This window comes from Micromonospora sp. MH99, assembly GCF_021442385.1.
Classification (GTDB): Bacteria; Actinomycetota; Actinomycetes; order Mycobacteriales; family Micromonosporaceae; genus Micromonospora.
Genome location: NZ_MUZA01000094.1, coordinates 1 through 19,330, shown reverse-complemented (window position 1 = coordinate 19,330; position 19,330 = coordinate 1). Strand labels below are relative to the sequence as shown.

Annotated in this window: 17 protein-coding genes and 1 pseudogene; 7 read left to right on the top strand and 11 right to left on the bottom strand. The window is 74.3% G+C overall.

What is annotated here, in order from left to right:
* Positions 1-220: 220 nt before the first annotated feature.
* Both B0E54_RS29690 and B0E54_RS29685 read right to left on the bottom strand, forming a co-directional pair.
* On the bottom strand, positions 221-991 hold the full coding sequence (locus B0E54_RS29690) for a DUF5995 family protein (protein ID WP_234590474.1): 771 nt from the start codon (positions 989-991) through the stop codon (positions 221-223).
* A 134-nt stretch (positions 992-1,125) separates the two neighbouring features.
* Positions 1,126-4,023: a LuxR family transcriptional regulator gene (locus tag B0E54_RS29685; RefSeq protein WP_234590472.1), complete on the bottom strand. Its 2,898-nt coding sequence runs from the start codon at positions 4,021-4,023 to the stop codon at positions 1,126-1,128.
* 192 nt (positions 4,024-4,215) lie between these two features.
* Between B0E54_RS29685 and B0E54_RS29680 the strand changes: the two genes are divergently transcribed.
* The gene (locus tag B0E54_RS29680) at positions 4,216-6,459 is read left to right on the top strand and encodes an adenylate/guanylate cyclase domain-containing protein (protein ID WP_234590455.1); all 2,244 of its coding nucleotides are present in this window, start codon (positions 4,216-4,218) and stop codon (positions 6,457-6,459) included.
* Between the two features lie 3 nt (positions 6,460-6,462).
* Here the strand turns inward: B0E54_RS29680 and B0E54_RS29675 are convergent, their stop codons facing one another.
* From B0E54_RS29675 to paaK, 5 genes are all read right to left on the bottom strand, one after another.
* Entirely contained in the window at positions 6,463-7,008 is a 546-nt protein-coding gene (locus B0E54_RS29675; protein WP_234590453.1) for a YciI family protein, read from the bottom strand.
* Between the two features lie 59 nt (positions 7,009-7,067).
* Complete coding sequence (locus tag B0E54_RS29670; protein WP_234590451.1) at positions 7,068-7,886, bottom strand: class I SAM-dependent methyltransferase; 819 nt, start codon at positions 7,884-7,886, stop codon at positions 7,068-7,070.
* A gap of 102 nt (positions 7,887-7,988) precedes the next feature.
* On the bottom strand, positions 7,989-8,555 hold the full coding sequence (locus B0E54_RS29665; RefSeq protein ID WP_234590449.1) for a dienelactone hydrolase family protein: 567 nt from the start codon (positions 8,553-8,555) through the stop codon (positions 7,989-7,991).
* 55 nt (positions 8,556-8,610) lie between these two features.
* The gene (locus tag B0E54_RS29660; protein WP_234590446.1) at positions 8,611-9,717 is read right to left on the bottom strand and encodes a nucleotide disphospho-sugar-binding domain-containing protein; all 1,107 of its coding nucleotides are present in this window, start codon (positions 9,715-9,717) and stop codon (positions 8,611-8,613) included.
* Between the two features lie 66 nt (positions 9,718-9,783).
* Entirely contained in the window at positions 9,784-11,091 is a 1,308-nt protein-coding gene (gene paaK / locus B0E54_RS29655; RefSeq protein ID WP_234590444.1) for a phenylacetate--CoA ligase PaaK, read from the bottom strand.
* 207 nt (positions 11,092-11,298) lie between these two features.
* Here paaK and B0E54_RS29650 point away from each other — a divergent pair, with 207 nt between their 5' ends.
* The 6 genes from B0E54_RS29650 to B0E54_RS29625 all read left to right on the top strand — a co-directional run bounded on the left by B0E54_RS29650 (position 11,299) and on the right by B0E54_RS29625 (position 16,375).
* The gene (locus B0E54_RS29650) at positions 11,299-12,057 is read left to right on the top strand and encodes a trans-aconitate 2-methyltransferase (RefSeq protein ID WP_234590442.1); all 759 of its coding nucleotides are present in this window, start codon (positions 11,299-11,301) and stop codon (positions 12,055-12,057) included.
* Positions 12,058-12,094: 37 nt separating this feature from the next.
* Complete coding sequence (locus B0E54_RS29645) at positions 12,095-12,571, top strand: CrcB family protein (RefSeq protein ID WP_234590440.1); 477 nt, start codon at positions 12,095-12,097, stop codon at positions 12,569-12,571.
* Positions 12,568-12,930 (top strand): fluoride efflux transporter CrcB, encoded by a 363-nt coding sequence (gene crcB, locus B0E54_RS29640; RefSeq protein WP_234590438.1) that lies wholly within the window; start codon positions 12,568-12,570, stop codon positions 12,928-12,930. The genes B0E54_RS29645 and crcB overlap by 4 nt, the downstream gene beginning before the upstream one ends.
* A 90-nt stretch (positions 12,931-13,020) precedes the next feature.
* Complete coding sequence (locus B0E54_RS29635) at positions 13,021-13,545, top strand: PadR family transcriptional regulator (RefSeq protein WP_234590435.1); 525 nt, start codon at positions 13,021-13,023, stop codon at positions 13,543-13,545.
* Positions 13,542-14,222 carry an ABC transporter ATP-binding protein gene (locus tag B0E54_RS29630; protein ID WP_234590433.1) on the top strand — a complete coding sequence of 227 codons (681 nt, stop codon included), beginning with the start codon at positions 13,542-13,544 and terminating at the stop codon, positions 14,220-14,222. The genes B0E54_RS29635 and B0E54_RS29630 overlap by 4 nt, the downstream gene beginning before the upstream one ends.
* A complete protein-coding gene (locus B0E54_RS29625) occupies positions 14,219-16,375 on the top strand; it encodes an FtsX-like permease family protein (RefSeq protein WP_234590430.1) in 2,157 nt (718 codons plus the stop codon). The genes B0E54_RS29630 and B0E54_RS29625 overlap by 4 nt, the downstream gene beginning before the upstream one ends.
* A gap of 3 nt (positions 16,376-16,378) precedes the next feature.
* Here B0E54_RS29625 and cobA read toward each other — a convergent pair whose 3' ends face one another.
* From cobA to B0E54_RS29605, 4 genes and pseudogenes are all read right to left on the bottom strand, one after another.
* A complete protein-coding gene (gene cobA / locus B0E54_RS29620) occupies positions 16,379-18,007 on the bottom strand; it encodes a uroporphyrinogen-III C-methyltransferase (protein WP_234590417.1) in 1,629 nt (542 codons plus the stop codon).
* Positions 18,004-18,600, bottom strand: a complete 597-nt coding sequence (locus B0E54_RS29615; protein WP_234590415.1) for a precorrin-8X methylmutase — start codon at positions 18,598-18,600, stop codon at positions 18,004-18,006. Before B0E54_RS29615 ends, cobA begins: the two co-directional genes overlap by 4 nt.
* Positions 18,601-18,620: 20 nt before the next feature.
* Positions 18,621-18,788 (bottom strand): annotated as a pseudogene (locus tag B0E54_RS29610) (DUF362 domain-containing protein); the annotation flags it as partial.
* Positions 18,776-19,330, bottom strand: a 555-nt coding sequence (locus B0E54_RS29605; protein WP_234590412.1) for a precorrin-3B C(17)-methyltransferase, incomplete at its 5' end; no start/stop codon positions are given. The pseudogene B0E54_RS29610 and the gene B0E54_RS29605, both read right to left, overlap by 13 nt.

Below are 19,330 nucleotides of genomic sequence, written 5' to 3'. Positions count from 1 at the left end.
GGTCCAGCGAGCCCGGCCCGCACCGGCTCCCCGCCGCCGGCCGGCACCCCCCGGGCCGGCCGACGACGGCAGACGGTCGACACCCCCCGGGCCGACCGGCTGACTCCCCGCCGTCGCCGGTGAGCACCGGCCGACTCGCGGGGTGGTGGAGCTGGTGGGGCGGACGCGCCCCCGCGCTCCGCCGCCCCCACGGGCGGAGCGCGGGGACCCCCCGTCCCGGCTACTGCAGGAACGCCCCGAGGGGCGAGAGCAGCAACCGGCCGAGCGCCGCGGCGTTGTCGTCCAGCCGCGTGCGCTCACACTCGCGGGCCTCCGGATCGTGCCGGCACCGCCAGATCTTCTGCGCGTTGCGCCAGGCGACATCGCGGGTGTACTCGACCAGTTCCCCCTGGTACCAGTCGTCGATGTCGCCGTTGAGCATGTCGATGAGCAGCTGCCACCGCTCCAGATAGCCTCGCCGCAGGCCGGGGATCTTGTCCGCGAAGATGTTGTTGATCTCGAGGTAGTCGTGGTGCTGGTCGGTGCCGTCGACCGGCTCCGACTCCAGATGGTCGAACGTCGTCACCAACGCGAACGGCAGGTCGAAGTTGATGTGCGCGTTCACACCGGCCGCCGCCGACGGCAACGGGCGGGCGTCCGGCCCGCGCATCCGCGAGAACAGACACGACCACGCCTTCGGCGTCCCGGGGCTGGAGTCGGTCCACAGCCGCAGGGCGTCGAAGTAGCGGGCCGCGAACTCGACGTCCAGCCGGGAGAGGAACACCGGGTCGACGAAACGGTCGTCGTACAGGCCGTCCAGCACGCTGCTGGTGATCGTCAGGTAGAGCTTGTTGAAGTCGGCGAGCGGGCAACTCGCCTCCAGCGGTGGCAGCCGCACCAGCATGTCCTGGAGCTTGGTGAGGTGATCGACCACCGCTGGCACGTCCGCCGGGTGGTCGGCCAACAGGTCGACGATGTCCCGGTGCACGGGCCCCCAGACGGGTTCGGTCATCTCTCCTCCATAGTGGTCGTGACGCCCCCGTGACGCCGTCGACGGGGCTCAGCCTCTCAGCCGAGGGCCGCCGCCCGGATCAGTAGAACGACGTATCCCGGCGCGCACACGCGCCGGGATACGTACCGGTGCCGTCAGCCGCGGGAGTTGCGCAGCATGATCGCGCTGGCCTGGACGCGGGTGCGGACCTGGAGTTTGTCGAAGATGTGCGACACGTGCACACCGATGGTCCGCTCGCTGATGAACAGCCGCTGCCCGATCTCCTTGTTGGTCAACCCCTCGGCGACGAGCGCGAGCACCTCCCGTTCGCGCGCGGTGAGGGCCGCCAACTCGTCGTCGACCGGCTCGGCCGACGGGACGGGCCGCGCGCCGTCGGCGTCGCGCTCGGCCAGCGGGACCCGGGCCCGCCCCGCCAACTCCCGGATCTCCGAGGTCAACGGCACCGCGCCCAACCCCTGCGCCACCCGGTACGCCTCCCGCAGCAGCTTGCCCGCGGTGGCCACCCGACTGCGCCGGGCCAGCAGAGCCTCCGCCTGCCGCAGCCGGGAGTACGCCGCCGGATAGGGGTGGTTACGACGGTCCCACTCGGCGGCCGAGGTGGCCCACAGCTCCGGGTCGCTGCCGTCGAGACGACTCACCTCGGCGGCGCACAGGGCCAGGAAGCCCTCCACCACCGAGCGCACCGGTCGGGCCGCTCCGGCGCTCTTGCGGGCCATCCGGTCGGCGACGTCCCGCAGCCGGCGTACGGCCGTCGGGTCCACGGCGACCGTACGGCTGGCGTGCGCCTCCGCCTCGGCGCGCAGCCCGTGCCAGACCAGTGCGGACAGGATCATCACGTCGTCGGAGCGGCTCTCGGTGAGGCCGCGCTGGACCGCCAGCCGCGCCACGTCGTGCCGGCCCTCCCACATCGCCAACCCGGACCGCAGGGTGAGCAGCGGGATGACGTGGCGGGCCCCACCGCCGGCGAGCAGGGTCGCCACCGCGTCGAGGTCCCGGCCGGCGGCCTCGATGTCGCCGTAGCCCACCGAGAGCCGGCATCGGGCGAGCAGCAACTCGACCGCGTCCGCGCCGGACGGTCGGTGCCGCAGGGCCACGGCGACCACCTTCTCCGCCTCGGCCCACTGGCCCACCCGGAACAGCCCGTTGATGGCGATGGCCAGCAGCCGGGTGCCCCAGGTACGCCCCAGCCCCAGCTCGGCCACCCGTTCGGCGCCGCGCCGTGCCACCACGACGCCCTCTTCGAGGATGTTCAGCGGCCCGGTCAGCAGCTCCGCCAGGTGCAGGTAGGCGCACGCCACGTCCTCGGGCTGGCCGGCGCGCTCGGCCGTGTCGAGGGCGTCGCGCATGACCGCCAGACCGGCGTCCGGGTCTTCCAGGAAGGCGTCGCTGAAGCCCAGCGCCGAGCTGGCCAGCACGATCTCGGTGGCCGACCCCTCCACGTTCTCGGCCAGCGCCAGCGCCTCGCGCGCCCGCTCGCCGGCGTCGGCGTAGCGGCCCAGGTGCAGCAACAGCTCGGCCAGCCGCGCCGCGGCGGCGGCCCGGTCCCGCGGCGAGCAGTCCGCCGCCTCCAGCGCCCGCTCGTACTCCTCCTCGGCCAGCGCCGAGCGACCGGCGGCGGCCAGGTAACGGGCCCGGCGGATGTGCAGCGCGCAGCTCGGCTCGCCGCCCCGCAGCGCGGCCAACTCCTCCAGCAGGGCCAACGCGCGGGCGTGCTCCCCACAGTGGTGGGCCGCCTCGGCGGCGTTGCCGAGCAGCTCGATCCGGTCCACCTCCACCGAGCCGGAGTCGCCGGCCAGGTGCAACGCCGCCGTCCAGTGGCGGTGCGCCTCGGCGTAACCCTGCAGCCGCTCGGCCTCCTGCGCGGCGGCCACCGCCGCCGGCAACCCCCGCGCCGGCTCACCCGCCAGCCGCCAGTGATGCGCCAACCGGGCCTGGTGCAGCTCGCCCGGCGCGGCGGTCAGCGCCTCGGCGTAGCGGCGGTGCAGGCCGGAGCGCTCAGCCGGCAGCAGCTCGTGCGACAGCACCTCGGCGACCAGGCGGTGCCGCAGCCGGTAGCCGTCATCGGCGCCGACCAGCAGCCGGTGCGCGACGGCGGCGCGCGCGGCGTCGATCAGCTCGTCCTCCGGCAGCCGCAGCACCTCGGCCAGCAGCCAGTGCTGCACAGGCTCGACGCCCGCCGCCACGGCGTGCACCACGGCGTGCGCGTGCTGCGGCAGCGCGTCGACCCGATCGAGGAAGATCTCCCGCAGGGTCTCGGACAGCCCGTCCCGCCCGTCGCGCAGGTCGCGGGCCAACTCCTCGATGACGAACGGGTTGCCGCCGCTGCGCTGCCACACCTGCTCGGCGGCGTCGGGCGCAAGCGTCCGCCCGACCACCGCGGCGGCGAGCTGCTCGGTGCCGGCGCGATCCAGCGGGGACAGGTCCAGCACCCGGACCGTCCGCAGCCGGCGCAGCTCGGTGAGCACCCGGCGCAGCGGATGCGCGCCCTGCAACGACTCGGCCCGCACCGCGGCCAGCACCGACAGCTGGAGGTCACCGAGACCGGCCAGCAGATAGAGCAGCAGCTGGCGGGTGCTGCGGTCGACCCACTGGAGGTCGTCCAGGATCAGCACCAGCGGTCGCCCCTCGGCGATCAGGTGCAGGCCCCTGGAGACGCGTTCCAGCAGGGCACCGGCGCCGTCCGGGCCACCCGTCTCGTCGGCGAACATCTGCAACAGCCCGCGCACCGCCGAGGAGGTGCGCGCCTGCGCCGCGGACAGGTCCGCGTCGAAACGCCGCAACGCCTGCAGCAACGGGTGCAGCGGCGAGGCGTCGCCGATGTCCAGGCAACTGCCGGTGAGCACCAATGCGCCCTGGTCGCGCAATCGGGCACCGATCTCACCGAGGAGGCGGGTCTTGCCCACACCGCTCTCACCGGTCAGGAAGACGGCGGCCGTCTGCCCCTGTGCCACGTCACCGAGCAACGCCGACCGAACCGTCTGCACCAGCTCGGCCCGGCCCACGAGCGGTGCGGTGTCCACATCGCTGGCCATGGGACGCAGCCTAATCACACGCCCCCGTACCGTTCTACGGCCATCTGCCGCTTGTGGTACTCCTCGCGTCGACATTGCGACTAATGGTTGCGAGTGGCCGACATACGTCGTTCTGCCGATCCCCCGTCAGCCCAGGAATGCCAATCTCCGAGGGTCGTCAGCCATCAGCGGGGGAAGGACCGGTGCGCACCCATGATCACTGTCGTCGCCGACACGCAGCGGACCGACCGCCCACACTGGCCGGTGCCCGAGGAGAGGCGGACGGTCACCGTGCTGTTCGCCGACATCGTCGGCTCCACCGCGCTTGTCGACCGGCTCGACCCGGAGGACGTCCGCGCGCTGCAACGGGCGTACTTCGACACGGTCGCCGCCGTGCTGCGCCGCTGGCACGGCGTGGTCGAGAAGTACGTCGGCGACGCGGTGATGGCCCTGTTCGGGGCGCGACACTCCGACGGCTTCGACGCGTACCGGGCGGTGCGGGCCGGGCTGGAGATCCAGGCCGCGCTGGATCGCCGGCCCATCCTCGGCGACATCACCCTGCGGCTGCGCGTCGGGGTCGCCACCGGCGAGGCGGTGGTCGATCTGGGCGACGCGGTCAGCGGCGGCCACGGCGTGGCCAGCGGCGCGGTGATCACCACCGCGGCCCGCCTGCAGGAGTACGCCGCACCCGGCACCGTCGCGCTCTGCGCCGCCACGGCACGGGCCACCGCCGGTCTCATCGTGCAGCGTCAACTGGCGCCGGTGCCGGTCGCCGGCCGGGTGCCGCCGATGCCGGTGTGGCATGCCGCCGGCCTGGCCCGACCGGGCGCCGACCGGCACGACGGCCCGCTGATCGGGCGACGCCGCGAACTGGCCAGCGTCACCGACCAGCTGACCCGGGCGCTGCACGACCGCGACCCGCGCTGGGTGTCCCTGGTCGGCCCGAGCGGCAGCGGCCGTAGCCGACTGCTGCACGAGCTGACCCGCGCGCTGCGCACGGTGGACGGGATGCCGGTGCGCTGGTGCGTGGTGAGCTGCCCGCCGTACCCCGACCAGGTGCTCGCGCCGGTCGCCGAACTGGTCCGCGGCGTCGCCGGCATCCGACACGGCGACGGCCCGGCGGCGGTCCGTGACCGCCTGACCGACGCTCTGGCACCGCTGTACCCGCCGAAGCGGGTCGCGGCGGCGGTGGCGGCGCTGCAATCGCTGCTGACCACCCCGGACGGTTCGGCCGGGACGCTGGCCGCCGCGGCGGTCTGCCGGGACGCGCTGCTGCGCCTGGCCGCCCACCGACCGCTTGTCGTCGCCGTGGACGACGTGGACCGCGCGGCGCCGGCCGTGAGCCACTTCCTGCACGCGCTGTTCACCGCGGCGGCGGCGCGAGGGCTGCCGCTCGCGGTGCTCACCGTGCATCAGCCGCAGTGGGCCGACACCCGACCCGGTCCGGCCCGCCGCGTGCCGATCCGTCCCCTGGCAACGGTGCAGTCCGGGCGGCTGCTGCGCCACCTGCTCACCCGGGCCGGGCAACCGGTGGCCCTGGTCGACCGGCTGCTGCCACTGGTGGCGGGCCGACCCGGCCACGCGGCGGCGTACGTGCGGTCGATCGTGGAGGGCGCCGACCGGCTGACGCTTCCGCTGCCCGACGCGGTCCGCCGGGCCGTCGGCGCGGAACTGGACCACCTCGACGGTGAACGACGAGCGGTGCTGATGGCCGCTGCCACCATCGGCGGTCCGGTCTCCCGCGACGCCGTCGACCGGACCCTCGGTTGGGTGCCCGGCCGATCCGCACCGGCCCTGCGCGGGCTGGTCGCGGCCGGACTGCTGCTCGCCCGGCGCACCGACGGGTACGTGTTCGCCGCGCCCGCGCTGCGCCAGGTCGCCGCCGAGCGGTTGCCCCGCGCGTTGCGGGCCGTCTTCGGCAGTCGTGCCGCCGAAGCGCCGCGCCTGGACAGCGTCCGCCCGGACGCCCTCGACCCCACCGCAGGCCGTTCCGCCGCAGCTCACCCGGTCGCGGACCATCCCGCCGACGTGGTGCGTCTCGACGCCGTTCACCCCCGGGCAGACCGCTCCGGCGCCGTCCTCGCGGTGGTGGCCCCGACGGTCTCAACGCGCCGCACCGAACCGCCGCGCCGCCGTCTTTCCACGGCGACGACGACCACCGCGCCGGCCGAGCCGGGTCGCGGAACCCACCACCCGGCGGGTACCCGCCGCCTGCGCGCCGCCGCGTCCACCAGTGACGGGCCACCGACCCGAGGGTGCGCGACGGCGAGCGACACGGGCGGGCCCCGGCCCGCGGACGTGGCCCGGACCCCGGCGACGATCCGAGCGGTGCCTACCGTGCCGGGGCCACCCGAACGCGGCGGACCGGTCGGTGTCGGCCCACCGGCCGGAGTCGTGCGCGCCGCACCCCGTCCGCCGTTGATCCACTGGCCGAACGGCCTGGCCACCGCCGCCTGAGGGTCAGGTCGGCCGCCCGCCGAACTGCCAGTGGTGCACCTCGACGTCGGCGTACCGGTCCACGGTCAGGATGGCGCGCGCCGCGTCCGGGGTCGGCGCCCGGACCAGCGCGGCGGTGCCGAGCCAGGTGTCGCCGTCGTCGGACAGCAGCGGCCCGTACGCGATCAGCTCGTCCGGGTCGGACGGCACGGCCAGGTCGACGGCCGGCCCCGCGCCGAGGCCGAGCACCAGATACCGGTTGCCGCCGGTCCGGCCACCGGCGAAGTCCCACATCGTGCGGCCCAGCGTGTTGCGCCACCGACGCACCAGCACATCCCGGTACACGCCGGCCTGGTAGTTCGGCTCGTCGAAGGCGAACGCCCGCGCGGCGCCCGCGTCGGGCAGGTCGACGATGTGCACGCTGCCGGTGGCCGTGTCGCCGGACAGGGTCGGGCCGCGGGCGATCATCTCCGCCGCGAACCCGTCCATGTAGGTCCAGTGCTCGGCCAGCAGCTCGTCGCGCAACGCCGCCGAGTCGGGCCGGTCGCGGTGGTAACACAGGAATTCCATGCCACCCATTCTCGACGCCGTGCCCCACCGCCTGCGGGGGCGGGCACCGCCGAGTCGTCCTACGGCACGGACGCCGAGGCCAGCAGCGCCGCGGTGGGCAGCGCGAGCCTGCCGTCCGGGTCGCGGTAGGGGGCGGTCAGCTCGTCGTACGCCGCACGGATCCGCACGATCACGTCCGCCGGTTGGGTCTCCATCAGCAGCCCCGGTCTGCTGATGCCGTTCGCCGGCCCGCTCCACCAGGCCTCGGGGTCGGTGCGGTGCACCCAGGTGATCGTCTCGCACCGCACGTCGGCGAGGCCCGCGGCGTCGAGCAACCCGGCGAACCCCTCGACGGTACGGCGAAAGTCCTTCGCCGCGTCCACCCTCGGCACCGACGTCGGACGGTCGACCCCGGCGGCGTCGAAGACCTCACCCCAGAGGCTCTGCGCCTCGGGCGGCGGGTCGGGCCAGACCGTCACCGCGATTCGTCCGGCCGGCCGGACGACCCGTCGGAGTTCGCCGATCGCGGCGAGCGGATCACCCACGTGGTTGATCACGAAGTTCGCCACGGCCGCGTCGAACTGCCCGGATTCGAACGGGAGGCGGGGCAGCGCGGCGAGGAGAACCTCGTCGGCCAACGGGAGCCGGCTGCGGGCCAGGTCGACCATGCTGGGCTCCGCGTCGACGGCCACCACGCTGGCGCCGCGCGCGCACGCCAGCCCGGCGACGGTCCCGGAACCGGTGCCGACGTCGAGCATCCGGGTTCCGGCCTCGACGTGGGCGGCGTCCAACAGTGCCGGGGCGGGATGGGCGCACAGCAGCGCGAAACTGCCGTCGAACGCCGCCGCCCGCCCGGCCCAGCGCGACCGCTCGTGGTCGTCGAAGGCTGTGGTCGTCATTTCCGCACCCCCGTGAGGATCATGCAAGCGCGTCCACGGCACCGCCACTCCCCCGCGCATCGGCGCCACCGCCCGCCGAACGCCCGGCGGCCCGGCGGGCGCTCAGTCGGCGGCGAGGAAGGCCAGCACCCGGGGCCAGACCTGCGCGGCGGCGTCCGGGGCGTACTCGGTGACGTCCGGGTCGGTGAACAGGTGCCCGACGCCGGGATAGCGGAACACGCTCAGGTCGGCGCCGGCGTCGGTCATCGCCCGCTGCCACTCGTCGACCTCGTCGGGCGCGTCGTACGGGTCCGGGTCGGCGACGTGCAGCTGCACCGGCAACCCGGGCCGGACCGTGTCCGGCCCGCCACCGGTGCCGTGCAGCAGGAGCAGGCCGGCGGCGTCGGGACGCTCGGCGAGCAGCGCCCCGGCGACGCCGGCGCCCATCGAGAAGCCGGCCAGGACCGCCTGCGGCGGCAGGTCGCGCAGCGCCGCGCGGGCCCGGTCGAGCACCACCTCGTGGCTGATCTTGTCGAGCAGCGCGAAGCCCTCCTCGACGGTGTCGGCGGCCGGGACGCCGTACAGGTCGGGGGCGGTGACCCGGTGCCCGGCGGCGCGCAACCGGTCGGCGGCGGCACGAACGGCGGGCCGCAGCCCGTACACGGAGTGGAACAGCACGACGTGTCGCATCAGGCCATCCTGCCGCAGCCGGGCGCGGGCCCGGCTGTGGCACGCGGGACGGGCGTCAGAGCAACGCCGTCAGCCGGGCCACCAGGGCCGCCGGCGGTGGCATCGCGGCGATCTCCTGGCTGACCTGCCCGGCGGCCGTGCGCAGGCTCTCGTCGGTGAGCAGCCGGGTCAGTGTCCGCGCGGTGATGTCGGCCGGACGCAGCGCGAGGCCGGCGCCCCGGCGGGCCACCAGCTCGGCGTTGTGCCGCCGGTCCCCCGGGCCCACAGTGGCCAGTTGCGGCAGGCCGGCGGCGAGGGCGCCGAACGCGCTGCCCGCCCCGCCGTGGTGCACCAGCGCCGCGCTCGCCGGCAACGCCTCCGCGAGTGGGATCCAGTCGACAACCCGGACGTTGCCGGGCAGCGAACGGGCCGAGCGCTGATCGGGCCGGACCAGCACGATCTCGGCGTCCACCTGGGCCGCAGCGGCCACCACGGCGGGCATCGGACCCCGGTCGCCGGGGCCGGTCAGGGTGCTGCGGGTGACCAGGATCCGCTGTCGCTCACCCGGCTCACGCAGCCAGGCCGGCAGCTCACCACCGCCCACGTAGGACGCGTAGCGCATCGGCCAGCCGGCCTGGGTGGCCACGCTGGGCGGGGCCACGGCGAGGGCGGCGGCGGGTGGTGGCAGCTCCGCCAGGCCGTGCCGGCGCAGCGCGGCCCCGAGTCGGGCGGTGGTCGCGGCGACCAGGTCCCGGCCATCGAAGAAGGTGTTCTCCTGGCGTACGGCCGGCACGTCGAGCCGCGCCGCCGCGACCGCGCCGGCGACCGCGAACGGCTCGTGCACCACCAGATCCGGCCGCCACCGGGTGGCCAGCGTGACGACCGGGTCGGTGAGCTGGTCGTTGAGAGCGCCGAAGAGCAGGCCGGCGCCCCGGGTGCCGGCGGTGCCGGCCAGTTCGGCGCGCGCGATCAGCGGATGGCGGAGCAGGACCCGCCGCGCGATCCGGCCGAAGTCGAAGCCCGGCGCGACGTCGTGCACGGCCAGACCGGCGTCGGCGGCGGCCATCGCCGCACCGCCGGTGGCCACCAGCACGTCGTGGCCGGCGTCGCGCAGCGCGACGGCCAGCGGCACCAGGGGAAAGACGTGCCCGACGAGCGGGGCGGACACCACCAGCACGCGCATCTCGCGGATCCTATGTCGACGCCGCCGGGCGCGTTGCCCCGTTGACCGCGCCTCGGCGGACGGTGGTCAGCCTCGGTCGCGCTGGTCCACGATGCGGCGCATCTTGCCCATCGACCGTTCCACCGAGTCCGGGGCGAGCACGGCCACCGCGACGCTCACCCCGATGGTGTTCTTCACCAGCTCGACGAGCGTCGCGCCGGCCCGCTCGGCGGCGTCCGCGGCGACCCCGACGCGCCGCTCCACCCGTACGGTAAGGGTGTCCAGCCGGCCCCGCCGGTCCAGGACGCACTGGAAGTGCGGCGACAGCTGCGGCGTACGCAGGATCAGCTCCTCGATCTGCGTGGGGAACACGTTCACGCCGCGCACGATCATCATGTCGTCCGTTCGGCCGGTGATCTTCTCGATCCGGCGCATCGGCCGCGCGGTGCCGGGGAGCAGCCGGGTGAGGTCCCGGGTGCGGTAGCGCACCACAGGCATCGCCTCCTTGGTGAGCGACGTGAGCACCAGCTCGCCCCGCTCGCCGTCGGGCAGCACGGCCCCGGTGACCGGGTCGATGATCTCCGGGTAGAAGTGGTCCTCCCAGAGGTGCAGGCCGTCCTTGGTCTCGACGCACTCGGTGGCCACGCCGGGGCCCATCACCTCGGAGAGCCCGTAGATGTCGACCGCGTGGATGTCCAACCGCTGTTCCATCTCGCGGCGCATGTCCTCGGTCCACGGCTCCGCGCCGAAGATGCCGACCCGCAGCGAGGTGGCGCGGGGGTCGATGCCCTGGCGCTGCATCTCGTCGACGATGGCGAGCATGTAGCTGGGCGTGACCATGATGATCTCGGGTTCGAAGTCGCGGATCAGCAGCACCTGCCGTTCGGTCATGCCGCCCGAGACCGGAATGACCGTGCAGCCGAGTTCCTCGGCCCCGTAGTGCGCGCCCAGGCCGCCGGTGAAGAGCCCGTAGCCGTACGCGACGTGCACCCGGTCGCCGGGACGGCCGCCGGAGGCGCGGATGGACCGGGCCATCAGCCGGGCCCAGGTCCGCAGGTCGTCGCGGGTGTAGCCGACGACTGTGGGCCGGCCGGTGGTGCCGGAGGAGGCGTGCAGTCGGGCGACCTGCTCCCGGGGTACGGCGAACATGCCGAACGGGTAGTTGTCGCGCAGTTCCGCCTTGCCGGTGAACGGGAAGCGGGCCAGGTCGGCGAGGTCGCGGCAGTCGTCGGGGTGCACGCCGGCGGCGTCGAACGCCCGGCGGTAGTGCGGCACGTGGTCGTACGCGTGCCGCAGCGACCAGCGCAGCCGTTCGCGTTGCAGTTCGCGCAGCTCGTCGATATCGGCGCGCTCGATCGGCTCCAGCTCGTGCGGACGAGGGGTGCGGTCCTGCATCGCCTGCCTCCTTGCGCGACGGTCCCGGTGCGGGCTGCCGGTACCGTACGCCGGCCGTCGGCCGAGGGCGCGAGGTGAGGGGCGCCGGGTCGGGCGGGATGCCCGACCCGGCGTCACTCCGATCATCGCCCCGCCATCATCCTGCAATTGCAAAAGATGTGCAACAAGGTCTGGACCGGGCCCGATCGAGTAACTAGCCTGACCACCATGAGTCCTTACATCATGGATCCGTCGGCCTGGCAGGAGAGCTGGGACCGTCAGCAGGAGGCCTACCTACCGGACCGGGAACACCGCCTCGCCGCCATGCTCGACGCGGTCGACGCGGTAGTCGACGGCCGCCGTCCACGCCTGCTCGACCTGGCCGGCGGCACCGGCACCATCTCGCTGCGGACGCTGGCGCGCTTCCCGGACGCCGAGGTGACCCTGGTGGACCTCGACCCGGCGCTGCTCGCCATCGCCGGCGCCTCGCTGGCCGGCCGGGCCACGATCGTCGCCGCCGACCTCACCACCCCCGACTGGCGCGAGACGCTCCCCCACCAGGAGTACGACGCCGTCCTCACCGCCACCGCCCTGCACTGGCTGCCGGCCGACCGGCTCCGCGCGCTCTACGCCGACCTGCGCGACGTGCTGCGACCGGGCGGGATCTTCGTCAACGCCGACCACATGCCCGACGACACCCTGCCGGAGCTGACCAAACGGCTGCTGGACCGGGCGCGGGACCGGCGCGACGCCCGCTACGCCGCCGGTTCGGTGCTGTCCTGGTCCGACTGGTGGGAGCGGGCCGCCGCCGACCCGACGCTCGCCCCGCTGGTCGCCCAGCGACACGCCATCTACCCGACCGGGCACAGCCCGGAGTGGAACCCGCCGGCCTCCTGGCATCTGGCGGCGCTCACCGAGGCCGGGTTCAGCGAGGTCGGTACGGTGTGGCGCGGCGGGCCGGACGCCGCCGTCGCGGCGGTACGCTGACCAGCCGCCGGGGCGCCCGTGCTGGTAGGAAGGACCCGTGTCAGAGCCGCTCGAACCGCGTACCGACCCCGACGTCGACCTGCGGGTCACCGCCGACCGCCGGGAACTCGGCGCGCGACCCGCGACGGTTCTCGCCACGATCGCGGCCGGCGGGGTGCTCGGCGCGCTGGGCCGGGCCGGCCTGCAACACCTCGTCCCGCACGCGCCCACCGCTTTCGGGTGGGCGACGTTCGGCGTCAACGTGTCCGGCTGCCTGCTGATCGGCGTGCTGATGGCGGTGCTCGGGCACCTCGGCGGCGGGCACCCGCTGGCCCGCCCGTTCCTCGGCGTCGGGGTGCTCGGCGGCTTCACCACGTTCTCCACGTACGCGGTGGACGTCCAGCAGGCCCTCGTGGCGGGCGCACCCGGCGTCGCGCTGGCGTACCTGGCCGCGACGGTGCTCGGGGCTCTCGTCGCGGTCGGGCTGGGCGACGCCGTCACCACCGGACTGCTGCGGCGCGGGGCGGTCCGATGACCGTGCTGCTCATCGCCCTGGGCGCGGCGGTCGGCGCACCGCTGCGCTACCTCACCGACCGGGCCGTGCAGTCCCGCCACGCCTCGGCGTTCCCGTGGGGCACGTTCAGCGTCAACGTGGCCGGGTCGCTGCTGCTCGGTGCCCTGGTCGGGTGGCCGGTCGACCCTGCGGTCGGCGCGCTGCTCGGCACCGGGTTCTGCGGCGCCCTGACCACCTACTCCACCTTCAGCTACGAGACCCTGCGGCTGGCCCGGCGCGGCGACCGGTTCCTCGCCCTGGCCAACGTGCTGGGCAGCGTCGCCGCCGGGCTGTCCGCGGCCGCCGTCGGCTACGCCCTGGCCCGCGCCCTGCTGGGCTGACCTCCGGAAAGTCCTTCCCCGAACAGGGGACTCACGGCGAATACTCCGAGGGTATATACGCGGGGTATACCCCCGGTGTAGTCTCCTGGCATGAGCGTGCCACTGACCCTTCTCGGCCTCCTCGAACGCGAGCCCAGCCACGGCTACGACCTGAAGCGCGACTACGACGCGTTCTTCGGCCGGGGCAAGCCGCTGCCGTTCGGCCAGGTCTACTCCACCCTCAGCCGCCTGGCCCGGGACGGAAAGGTGGTGATCAGCGACGTCGCGCCCGGCTCCGGCCCCGACCGCAAGCGCTACGTCATCACCGATGTCGGCGCGACCGAGGTCGAGCAGTGGCTCACCCAGCCGGTCGACCCGGAGCCACACCTGCAGACGGTGCTGTTCGCGAAGGTCGTGCTCGCGCTGATGCTCGACCGTCCCGCCGCCGAATACCTCGACACCCAGCGCAGCGCGCACCTGCACCGGATGCGCGAGCTGACCGAGATCAAGCGCGCCGGCAACCTGGTCGACGCGCTGCTCGCCGACCACGGCCTGTACCACCTGGAGGCGGACCTCCGGTGGATCGAGATGACCGGCGCCCGCCTGGACGCCCTGCGGAAAGAGGTACGACCATGAGCGTGGTGCTCGAAGCACGCGACGTGACGTTCTCCTTCGGCCAGACACCCGCCCTGCGCGGCGCGAGCGTCGCCGTGGAGGCGGGCGAGATCCTCGCCGTCATGGGGCCCAGCGGCTCGGGCAAGTCCACCCTGCTGCACTGCCTCGCCGGCATCCTCGTGCCCAGCTCCGGCGAGGTCCTGTTCGATGGTGCCCGGGTCGACGCCATGCCCGAGACCCAACGCAGCAGCCTGCGCCGGGACCGGTTCGGCTTCGTGTTCCAGTTCGGCCAGCTCGTCCCCGAGCTGACCGCTGTGGAGAACGTCGCGCTGCCGCTGCTGCTCAGCGGCGTACACCGCAAGCAGGCGCTGCCCAGGGCGGGCGCCTGGTTCGCGCGCCTCGGCCTGGACGGCCTGGAGCAGCGCCGCTCGGGCGAGCTCTCCGGCGGGCAGGCGCAACGCGTCGCCCTGGCCCGGGGCCTGGTCGCCGAGCCGCAGGTGCTCTTCGCCGACGAGCCGACCGGCGCGCTCGACTCGCTCACCGGCGAGCACGTCATGGACCTGCTGGTCAGCGCGGCCCGCGAGCAGGGCACCACTGTCATCCTGGTGACCCACGAGGCCAGGATCGCCGCGTACGCCGACCGCGAGGTCATGGTCCGCGACGGGCGCGTCAACGCGCCGGACCGGATCGCCTCATGATCCGCTTCGGGCTCCGCCTCGCCCTGGCCGGCGGCCGGGAGGCACTCACCCGCCTGCTCGTCATCGCCGCCGCCGTCGCGATCGGCAGCGGACTGCTGCTGACCACCCTGGCCGGGGTCAACGCGGTCGACGCCCAGCTCACCCGGTACGCGTCGATCTATCCCCAGGCATCCACCGCCGGCGCCGCCGATCCACTGTGGTGGTCGACCAGGGACGACTTCTTCCACGGCAAGCCGATCCTCCGGATCGACGTCGCCGCGACCGGGCCGAGCGCGCCCACCCCGACCGGCATCCCGGCCACCCCGGGCCCCGGTGAGTTCTACGTCTCGCCGGCGCTGCGGGAGCTGTTCGCGGCACAGCCGGCCGACCAGCTGGCCGACCGGTACCCGGGGCGGGACCTCGGCACCGTCGGACCGTCCGGGTTGACCTCACCGGACACGCTGCTCGCCATCGTGGGCGGCACGCCGGACAGCGTGGGCAAGCTGCCCAACTCCCGGCAGGTCGACACCATCGATGACAAGCCCGCCCTCCCCGAGACCACGGTGAACCTGATCCTGGGCGTGATCGCCGGCGGGCTGCTCTTCCCGGTGCTGATCTTCATCGGCACCGCCACCCGGCTCAGCGCCGCCCGCCGGGAGCAGCGTTTCGCCGCGATGCGCCTGGTCGGCGCGACACCCCGGCAGATCTCGACGGTCGCCGCGGTGGAGGCGGCGGTCGCCGCCGTCGCCGGCACCGCCGTCGGCTTCGGCCTGTTCTACGCCTTCCGCGAGCCGCTCGCGGGTATCCCGTTCACCGGCATGCCGTTCTTCCCCGGCGACATGTCCCTGGGCCTGCTGAACATCCTGCTCGTGGCGCTCGGCGTCCCGGCCGGCGCGGCGCTGGCCGCCCAGATCTCGCTCCGCAAGGTCCGGATCTCGCCGCTGGGCGTCACCCGGCGGGTCACCCCCCGCGCGCCGCGCGCCTACCGGTTGATCCCGATGGTGCTCGGCGTCGCCGTGCTGGTGTTCGCCCTCGGATACCGGCCCGAGACGTCCGACGGCCAGACCGCGGTCTTCCTGCCCGGCCTGCTGCTCATCATGGCCGGTCTCGTCTTCGCCGGCCCGTGGTTGACGATGGTGGGCGCCCGGGTCATGGCCCGGTACGCCAACCGTCCGGCCACGCTCATCGCCGCGCGACGCCTCGCCGACAACCCCAAGGCCGGCTTCCGGGCGATCAGCGGCATCATGCTCGCGCTCTTCGTGACCAGTGTCGCCGTCGGTGTGATCACCACGATCGTCGACGAACGTGGCCCGGCCCCGATCGGCTCGACCGACGCGGGCACTGTCACCACAGTCTTCGACGAGAAGACGACGTCGGTGCCCGACACGCTCTTCGCCGAACTGCACGCGATCACCGGCGTGCGGTCCGCGACCGCCATCCGGGAGGCCCCGGACATCAACACCGGCGGCGAGGGCGGGATGATCGCCTGCGCCGACCTGCCGAGCGCGTACGGCAGGTGCGCCCAGGGCGCCGTCGTCATCGAGGTGCCGACGGGTCTGAGCCGTTGGGAGGAGTCGGCGTCGTCCACAACGGAGTGGCGCGCGGCGTCGATCACGCTCGACGAGCTCCAGCGGCTGCCGGTGAGCTCGGTCGTCGTGGGCACGGACGGCTCGGCTGCGGCCATCGAACGCGTCCGCACCGTGCTGGAGGTCGCCTTCCCGACCTTTTGGGTGGGGCCGAACGTGCCCGGCGACTTCGAGTCGGACTTCGCCGACACACTGCGCGGCTGGGAACAACTGGCCAACGTCATCATCATCGCCAGCCTGGCGCTCGGCGGGTGCAGCCTCGCGGTAAGCGTCATCGGTGGCCTGACCGAACGCCGCCGTCCGTTCAGCCTGCTGCGCCTCAGTGGCGCTCCGGTGCGGGTCCTGCGTCGGGTGGTGGCGCTGGAGAGCGCCGTACCGATGCTCGCCGTCGCCGCCCTCGCCATCGGCATGGGTCTGCTCGCCGCGCACCTGTTCCTGCGGGCGCAGATGGGCTACACGCTCGTCGCTCCACAGCCGGGCTTCTACGTGATCGTCGTCGTCGGGCTGGTCGCCTGCCTCGGCGTCATCGCCTCCACGATGCCGCTGCTGGAACGCGTCACCGGGCCGGAGACCGCCCGCAGCGAGTAGCCGTCAGGCGCTCGGCCCGGTGGTCGCGAAAGCTGCCACCGGGCCGAGCACGAAGACGGCGGGCGGGCCGATGCCCTCCCGGGCGGCGACCGCGCCGATCTCGTCCAACCGGACGGACACCGACCGCTGGCCGGGCAGCCCCGCGTCCTGCACCGCCAACACCGGGGTCTCCGGTGCGCGACCGTGCTCGATCAGCACCGCAGCGATCTTGGCGATGGTGTCCACGGCCATCAGCAGCACGACGGTGCCCCGGGCACGGGCCAGCGCGGCCCAGTCGACGAGCGAGTCGGGATGCCCGGGCGGCAGATGCCCGGAGACCACTGTGACGTCGTGCGCCACGCCCCGGTGCGTGACCGGCACGCCGGCGAGGGCCGGCGCGGCGAGGGCGCTGCTGACCCCCGGGACCACCGTCACCGGCACACCGGCCGCCCGGCAGGCCAGCACCTCCTCGTGGCCGCGTCCGAAGACGTACGGGTCGCCGCCCTTCAGGCGTACCACCCGACGGCCGGCGCGGGCGTGCGACACCAGGGCCGCGTTGATCGCGTCCTGCGCCATCGAGGGGCCGCGGGGCACCTTCGCGGCATCGATGACCAGGACGTCGGGACGCAGCCCGGCGAGCAGCCCCTGCGGGGCGAGCCGGTCGACAACGACGACGTCCGCGGCGTCGAGCAGGGCCTGCGCGCGTACCGTGATCAGGTCGTCGGGCCCCGGCCCGCCGCCGACCACGGCTACCGAACCGTCATGTTCGTGGTCGTGGTCGTGCCCGTGGTGATGGTGGTGGCCGACCGGGTCGTCGGGGTGGTCGTGCGGGCGTTGCGGGCGGCCCACCTTGTCCGCGAAGCCGGGCATCGACACCCGGTACGCGCAGGTGTCGCAGTTCATCCGGATGTCCCCGCCCAGCGCCTCGGCGTGACGTTCGAGCACCAGATCCGCGAGGGCGGCACAGTCGCCGATCACCTCGGCCACCCGGACGTCGAGGTCGGGGTGGGCGGCCGCGAACTCCGCCGACTGGGCGACGATCCGGTCGGGCAGCACCCCGGCGAACAGGAAGTACGGCGCCACGACGATCCGCCGCGCGCCGAGCCGGCGCAACCGGTCCAGCACCTGCGGCACCGATGGCTGCGCGAGGGAGATGAAGCCCGGCTCGACGCCCGCGTAGCCGCGTCCCTCCCAGAGCAGCCGGGCGACCTTGGCCACCTCGGCGTTGGCGTCCGGGTCGGTGGAGCCCCGCCCGATCAACGCGACAAACGTGCCCGCCCGGTCGGCATCCGCCAGCGCCGCGTCGATGCGTTCTTCGAGGGCGGTGTGCAGCAGCGGGTGCGGGCCGAGCGGGCGTCCGTAGCGGTAGGTCAGCCCGGGGTGGCGCTGCTGCTCGCGTCCCATCGCGGCGGGAATGTCGCCCTTGCCGTGCCCGGCGGCGGTGAGCACCAGCGGCAACGCGACGAGGGCCCGGTGCCCGCGGGCGACGAGCGCGCCGACCGCGTCGGTAAGCGGCGGGCGGGACAGCTCGATGAAGCCGCCCTCGACGTCCGCGATGTCACCGCGACGGCGGACCCGCTCGACGAGCGCGGCGAACTGGTCGACCCCGGCAGCGCTGCGCGTGCCGTGCCCGACGATGACCAGACCGGTCATGACTTCTCCTCGATGTAGAGCAGGGCGTTGAGGGCGGCGGCGGCGACCGCCGAGCCACCCTTCTCGCCCACGTTGGACACCCCGGGCAGGCCGCTGGCCCGCAGCGCCGCTTTCGACTCGGCGGCGCCCACGAAGCCGACCGGCAGGCCGACGACAAGCGCGGGCGCGGCGTCCAGAGTGAGCAGTTCGACGAGCGCGGTGGGTGCGCAGCCGACCACCCATACCGCGCCGGGGCCGACCCGGTCCAGCGCGATCCGCGCGGCCGCCGCCGAGCGGGTGATGCCTGCCGCGCGGCCCAGTTCGGCGGCGGCCGGCTCGGCGACCGGGCAGACCAGCTCCAGGCCGGCGCGGGTGATGCCGGCGGCGACCATCGCCACGTCGGTGACCACCGGCACGCCGGCGCGCAGCGCGGCCAGCCCCTTCTCCAGGGCGGCCTCGTCGCAGACCAGCTCGTCGACGTACGCGAGGTCGGCGCTGGCGTGCACGACCCGTTCGGTCACCGCTCGGCTCAGCGGCGGCAGGTGCGACAGGTCGACCCGCTCGCGCAGGATGCGGTACGACTCGACCTCGATCGGATGCACCAGCCGGCTCATCGGTCTCCTTCCCAGGACTCGGCCACGCGGATCGCGTCGACCGGGCAGATCTCCAGGCACTCCAGGCAGCCGGTGCAGCGGTCGGCGCGTACCGTCAGCCCGCCGGCGACCGGCCGGATCGCGTGCGTGGGGCAGGTCAGCAGGCAGGCGCCGCAGCCCTGGCAGGCGTCGATGGTCACGATCGCCACCGGTACCCCCGGGGCGTGACCATCCGGCCGGCGACCAGCCTGGTGTCGCTGTTGCCGACCACCACCACGCTGTACATGTCGACGATGCCCGGGTCGAGCGTGGTCAGCGTCGCCAGGTGCACCCGCTCGCCGGGGCGGCTGGCGTTGCGCACCACGCCGACCGGGGTGGCCGGTGGCCGGTGCGCGGCGAGGATGCCGAGCGCCTTGCCGAGCTGCCAGTCACGCGCACGGCTGCGCGGGTTGTAGAACAGCGTCACGAAGTCGCCCTCGGCGGCGGCGACCACCCGCCGCTCGATGACCTCCCACGGGGTGTGCAGGTCGGACAGGCTCACGTAGGCGTGGTCGTGGCCGAGCGGCGCCCCGAGCAGCGCCCCGGCGGCGAGCGCGGCGGTCACCCCGGGCACACCGACCACGTCGATCCGCTCGTCGGCGTACTCCAGGGCGGGGCTCGCCATCGCGTACACCCCGGCGTCGCCGGAGCCGACCAGCGCGACGGCGCGGCCGGCGGCGGCCTCGGCGACGGCCGCGCGGGCCCGGGCCTC

Bases quoted from the DNA above. Each gene is read 5' to 3' on its own strand.
- B0E54_RS29690 (WP_234590474.1), bottom strand. From the start codon at position 991: ATGACCGAACCCGTCTGGGGGCCCGTGCACCGGGACATCGTCGACCTG.
- B0E54_RS29685 (WP_234590472.1), bottom strand. From the start codon at position 4,023: ATGGCCAGCGATGTGGACACCGCACCGCTCGTGGGCCGGGCCGAGCTG.
- B0E54_RS29680 (WP_234590455.1), top strand. From the start codon at position 4,216: ATGATCACTGTCGTCGCCGACACGCAGCGGACCGACCGCCCACACTGG.
- B0E54_RS29675 (WP_234590453.1), bottom strand. From the start codon at position 7,008: ATGGAATTCCTGTGTTACCACCGCGACCGGCCCGACTCGGCGGCGTTG.
- B0E54_RS29670 (WP_234590451.1), bottom strand. From the start codon at position 7,886: ATGACGACCACAGCCTTCGACGACCACGAGCGGTCGCGCTGGGCCGGG.
- B0E54_RS29665 (WP_234590449.1), bottom strand. From the start codon at position 8,555: ATGCGACACGTCGTGCTGTTCCACTCCGTGTACGGGCTGCGGCCCGCC.
- B0E54_RS29660 (WP_234590446.1), bottom strand. From the start codon at position 9,717: ATGCGCGTGCTGGTGGTGTCCGCCCCGCTCGTCGGGCACGTCTTTCCC.
- paaK (WP_234590444.1), bottom strand. From the start codon at position 11,091: ATGCAGGACCGCACCCCTCGTCCGCACGAGCTGGAGCCGATCGAGCGC.
- B0E54_RS29650 (WP_234590442.1), top strand. From the start codon at position 11,299: ATGAGTCCTTACATCATGGATCCGTCGGCCTGGCAGGAGAGCTGGGAC.
- crcB (WP_234590438.1), top strand. From the start codon at position 12,568: ATGACCGTGCTGCTCATCGCCCTGGGCGCGGCGGTCGGCGCACCGCTG.
- B0E54_RS29635 (WP_234590435.1), top strand. From the start codon at position 13,021: ATGAGCGTGCCACTGACCCTTCTCGGCCTCCTCGAACGCGAGCCCAGC.
- B0E54_RS29630 (WP_234590433.1), top strand. From the start codon at position 13,542: ATGAGCGTGGTGCTCGAAGCACGCGACGTGACGTTCTCCTTCGGCCAG.
- B0E54_RS29625 (WP_234590430.1), top strand. From the start codon at position 14,219: ATGATCCGCTTCGGGCTCCGCCTCGCCCTGGCCGGCGGCCGGGAGGCA.
- cobA (WP_234590417.1), bottom strand. From the start codon at position 18,007: ATGACCGGTCTGGTCATCGTCGGGCACGGCACGCGCAGCGCTGCCGGG.
- B0E54_RS29615 (WP_234590415.1), bottom strand. From the start codon at position 18,600: ATGAGCCGGCTGGTGCATCCGATCGAGGTCGAGTCGTACCGCATCCTG.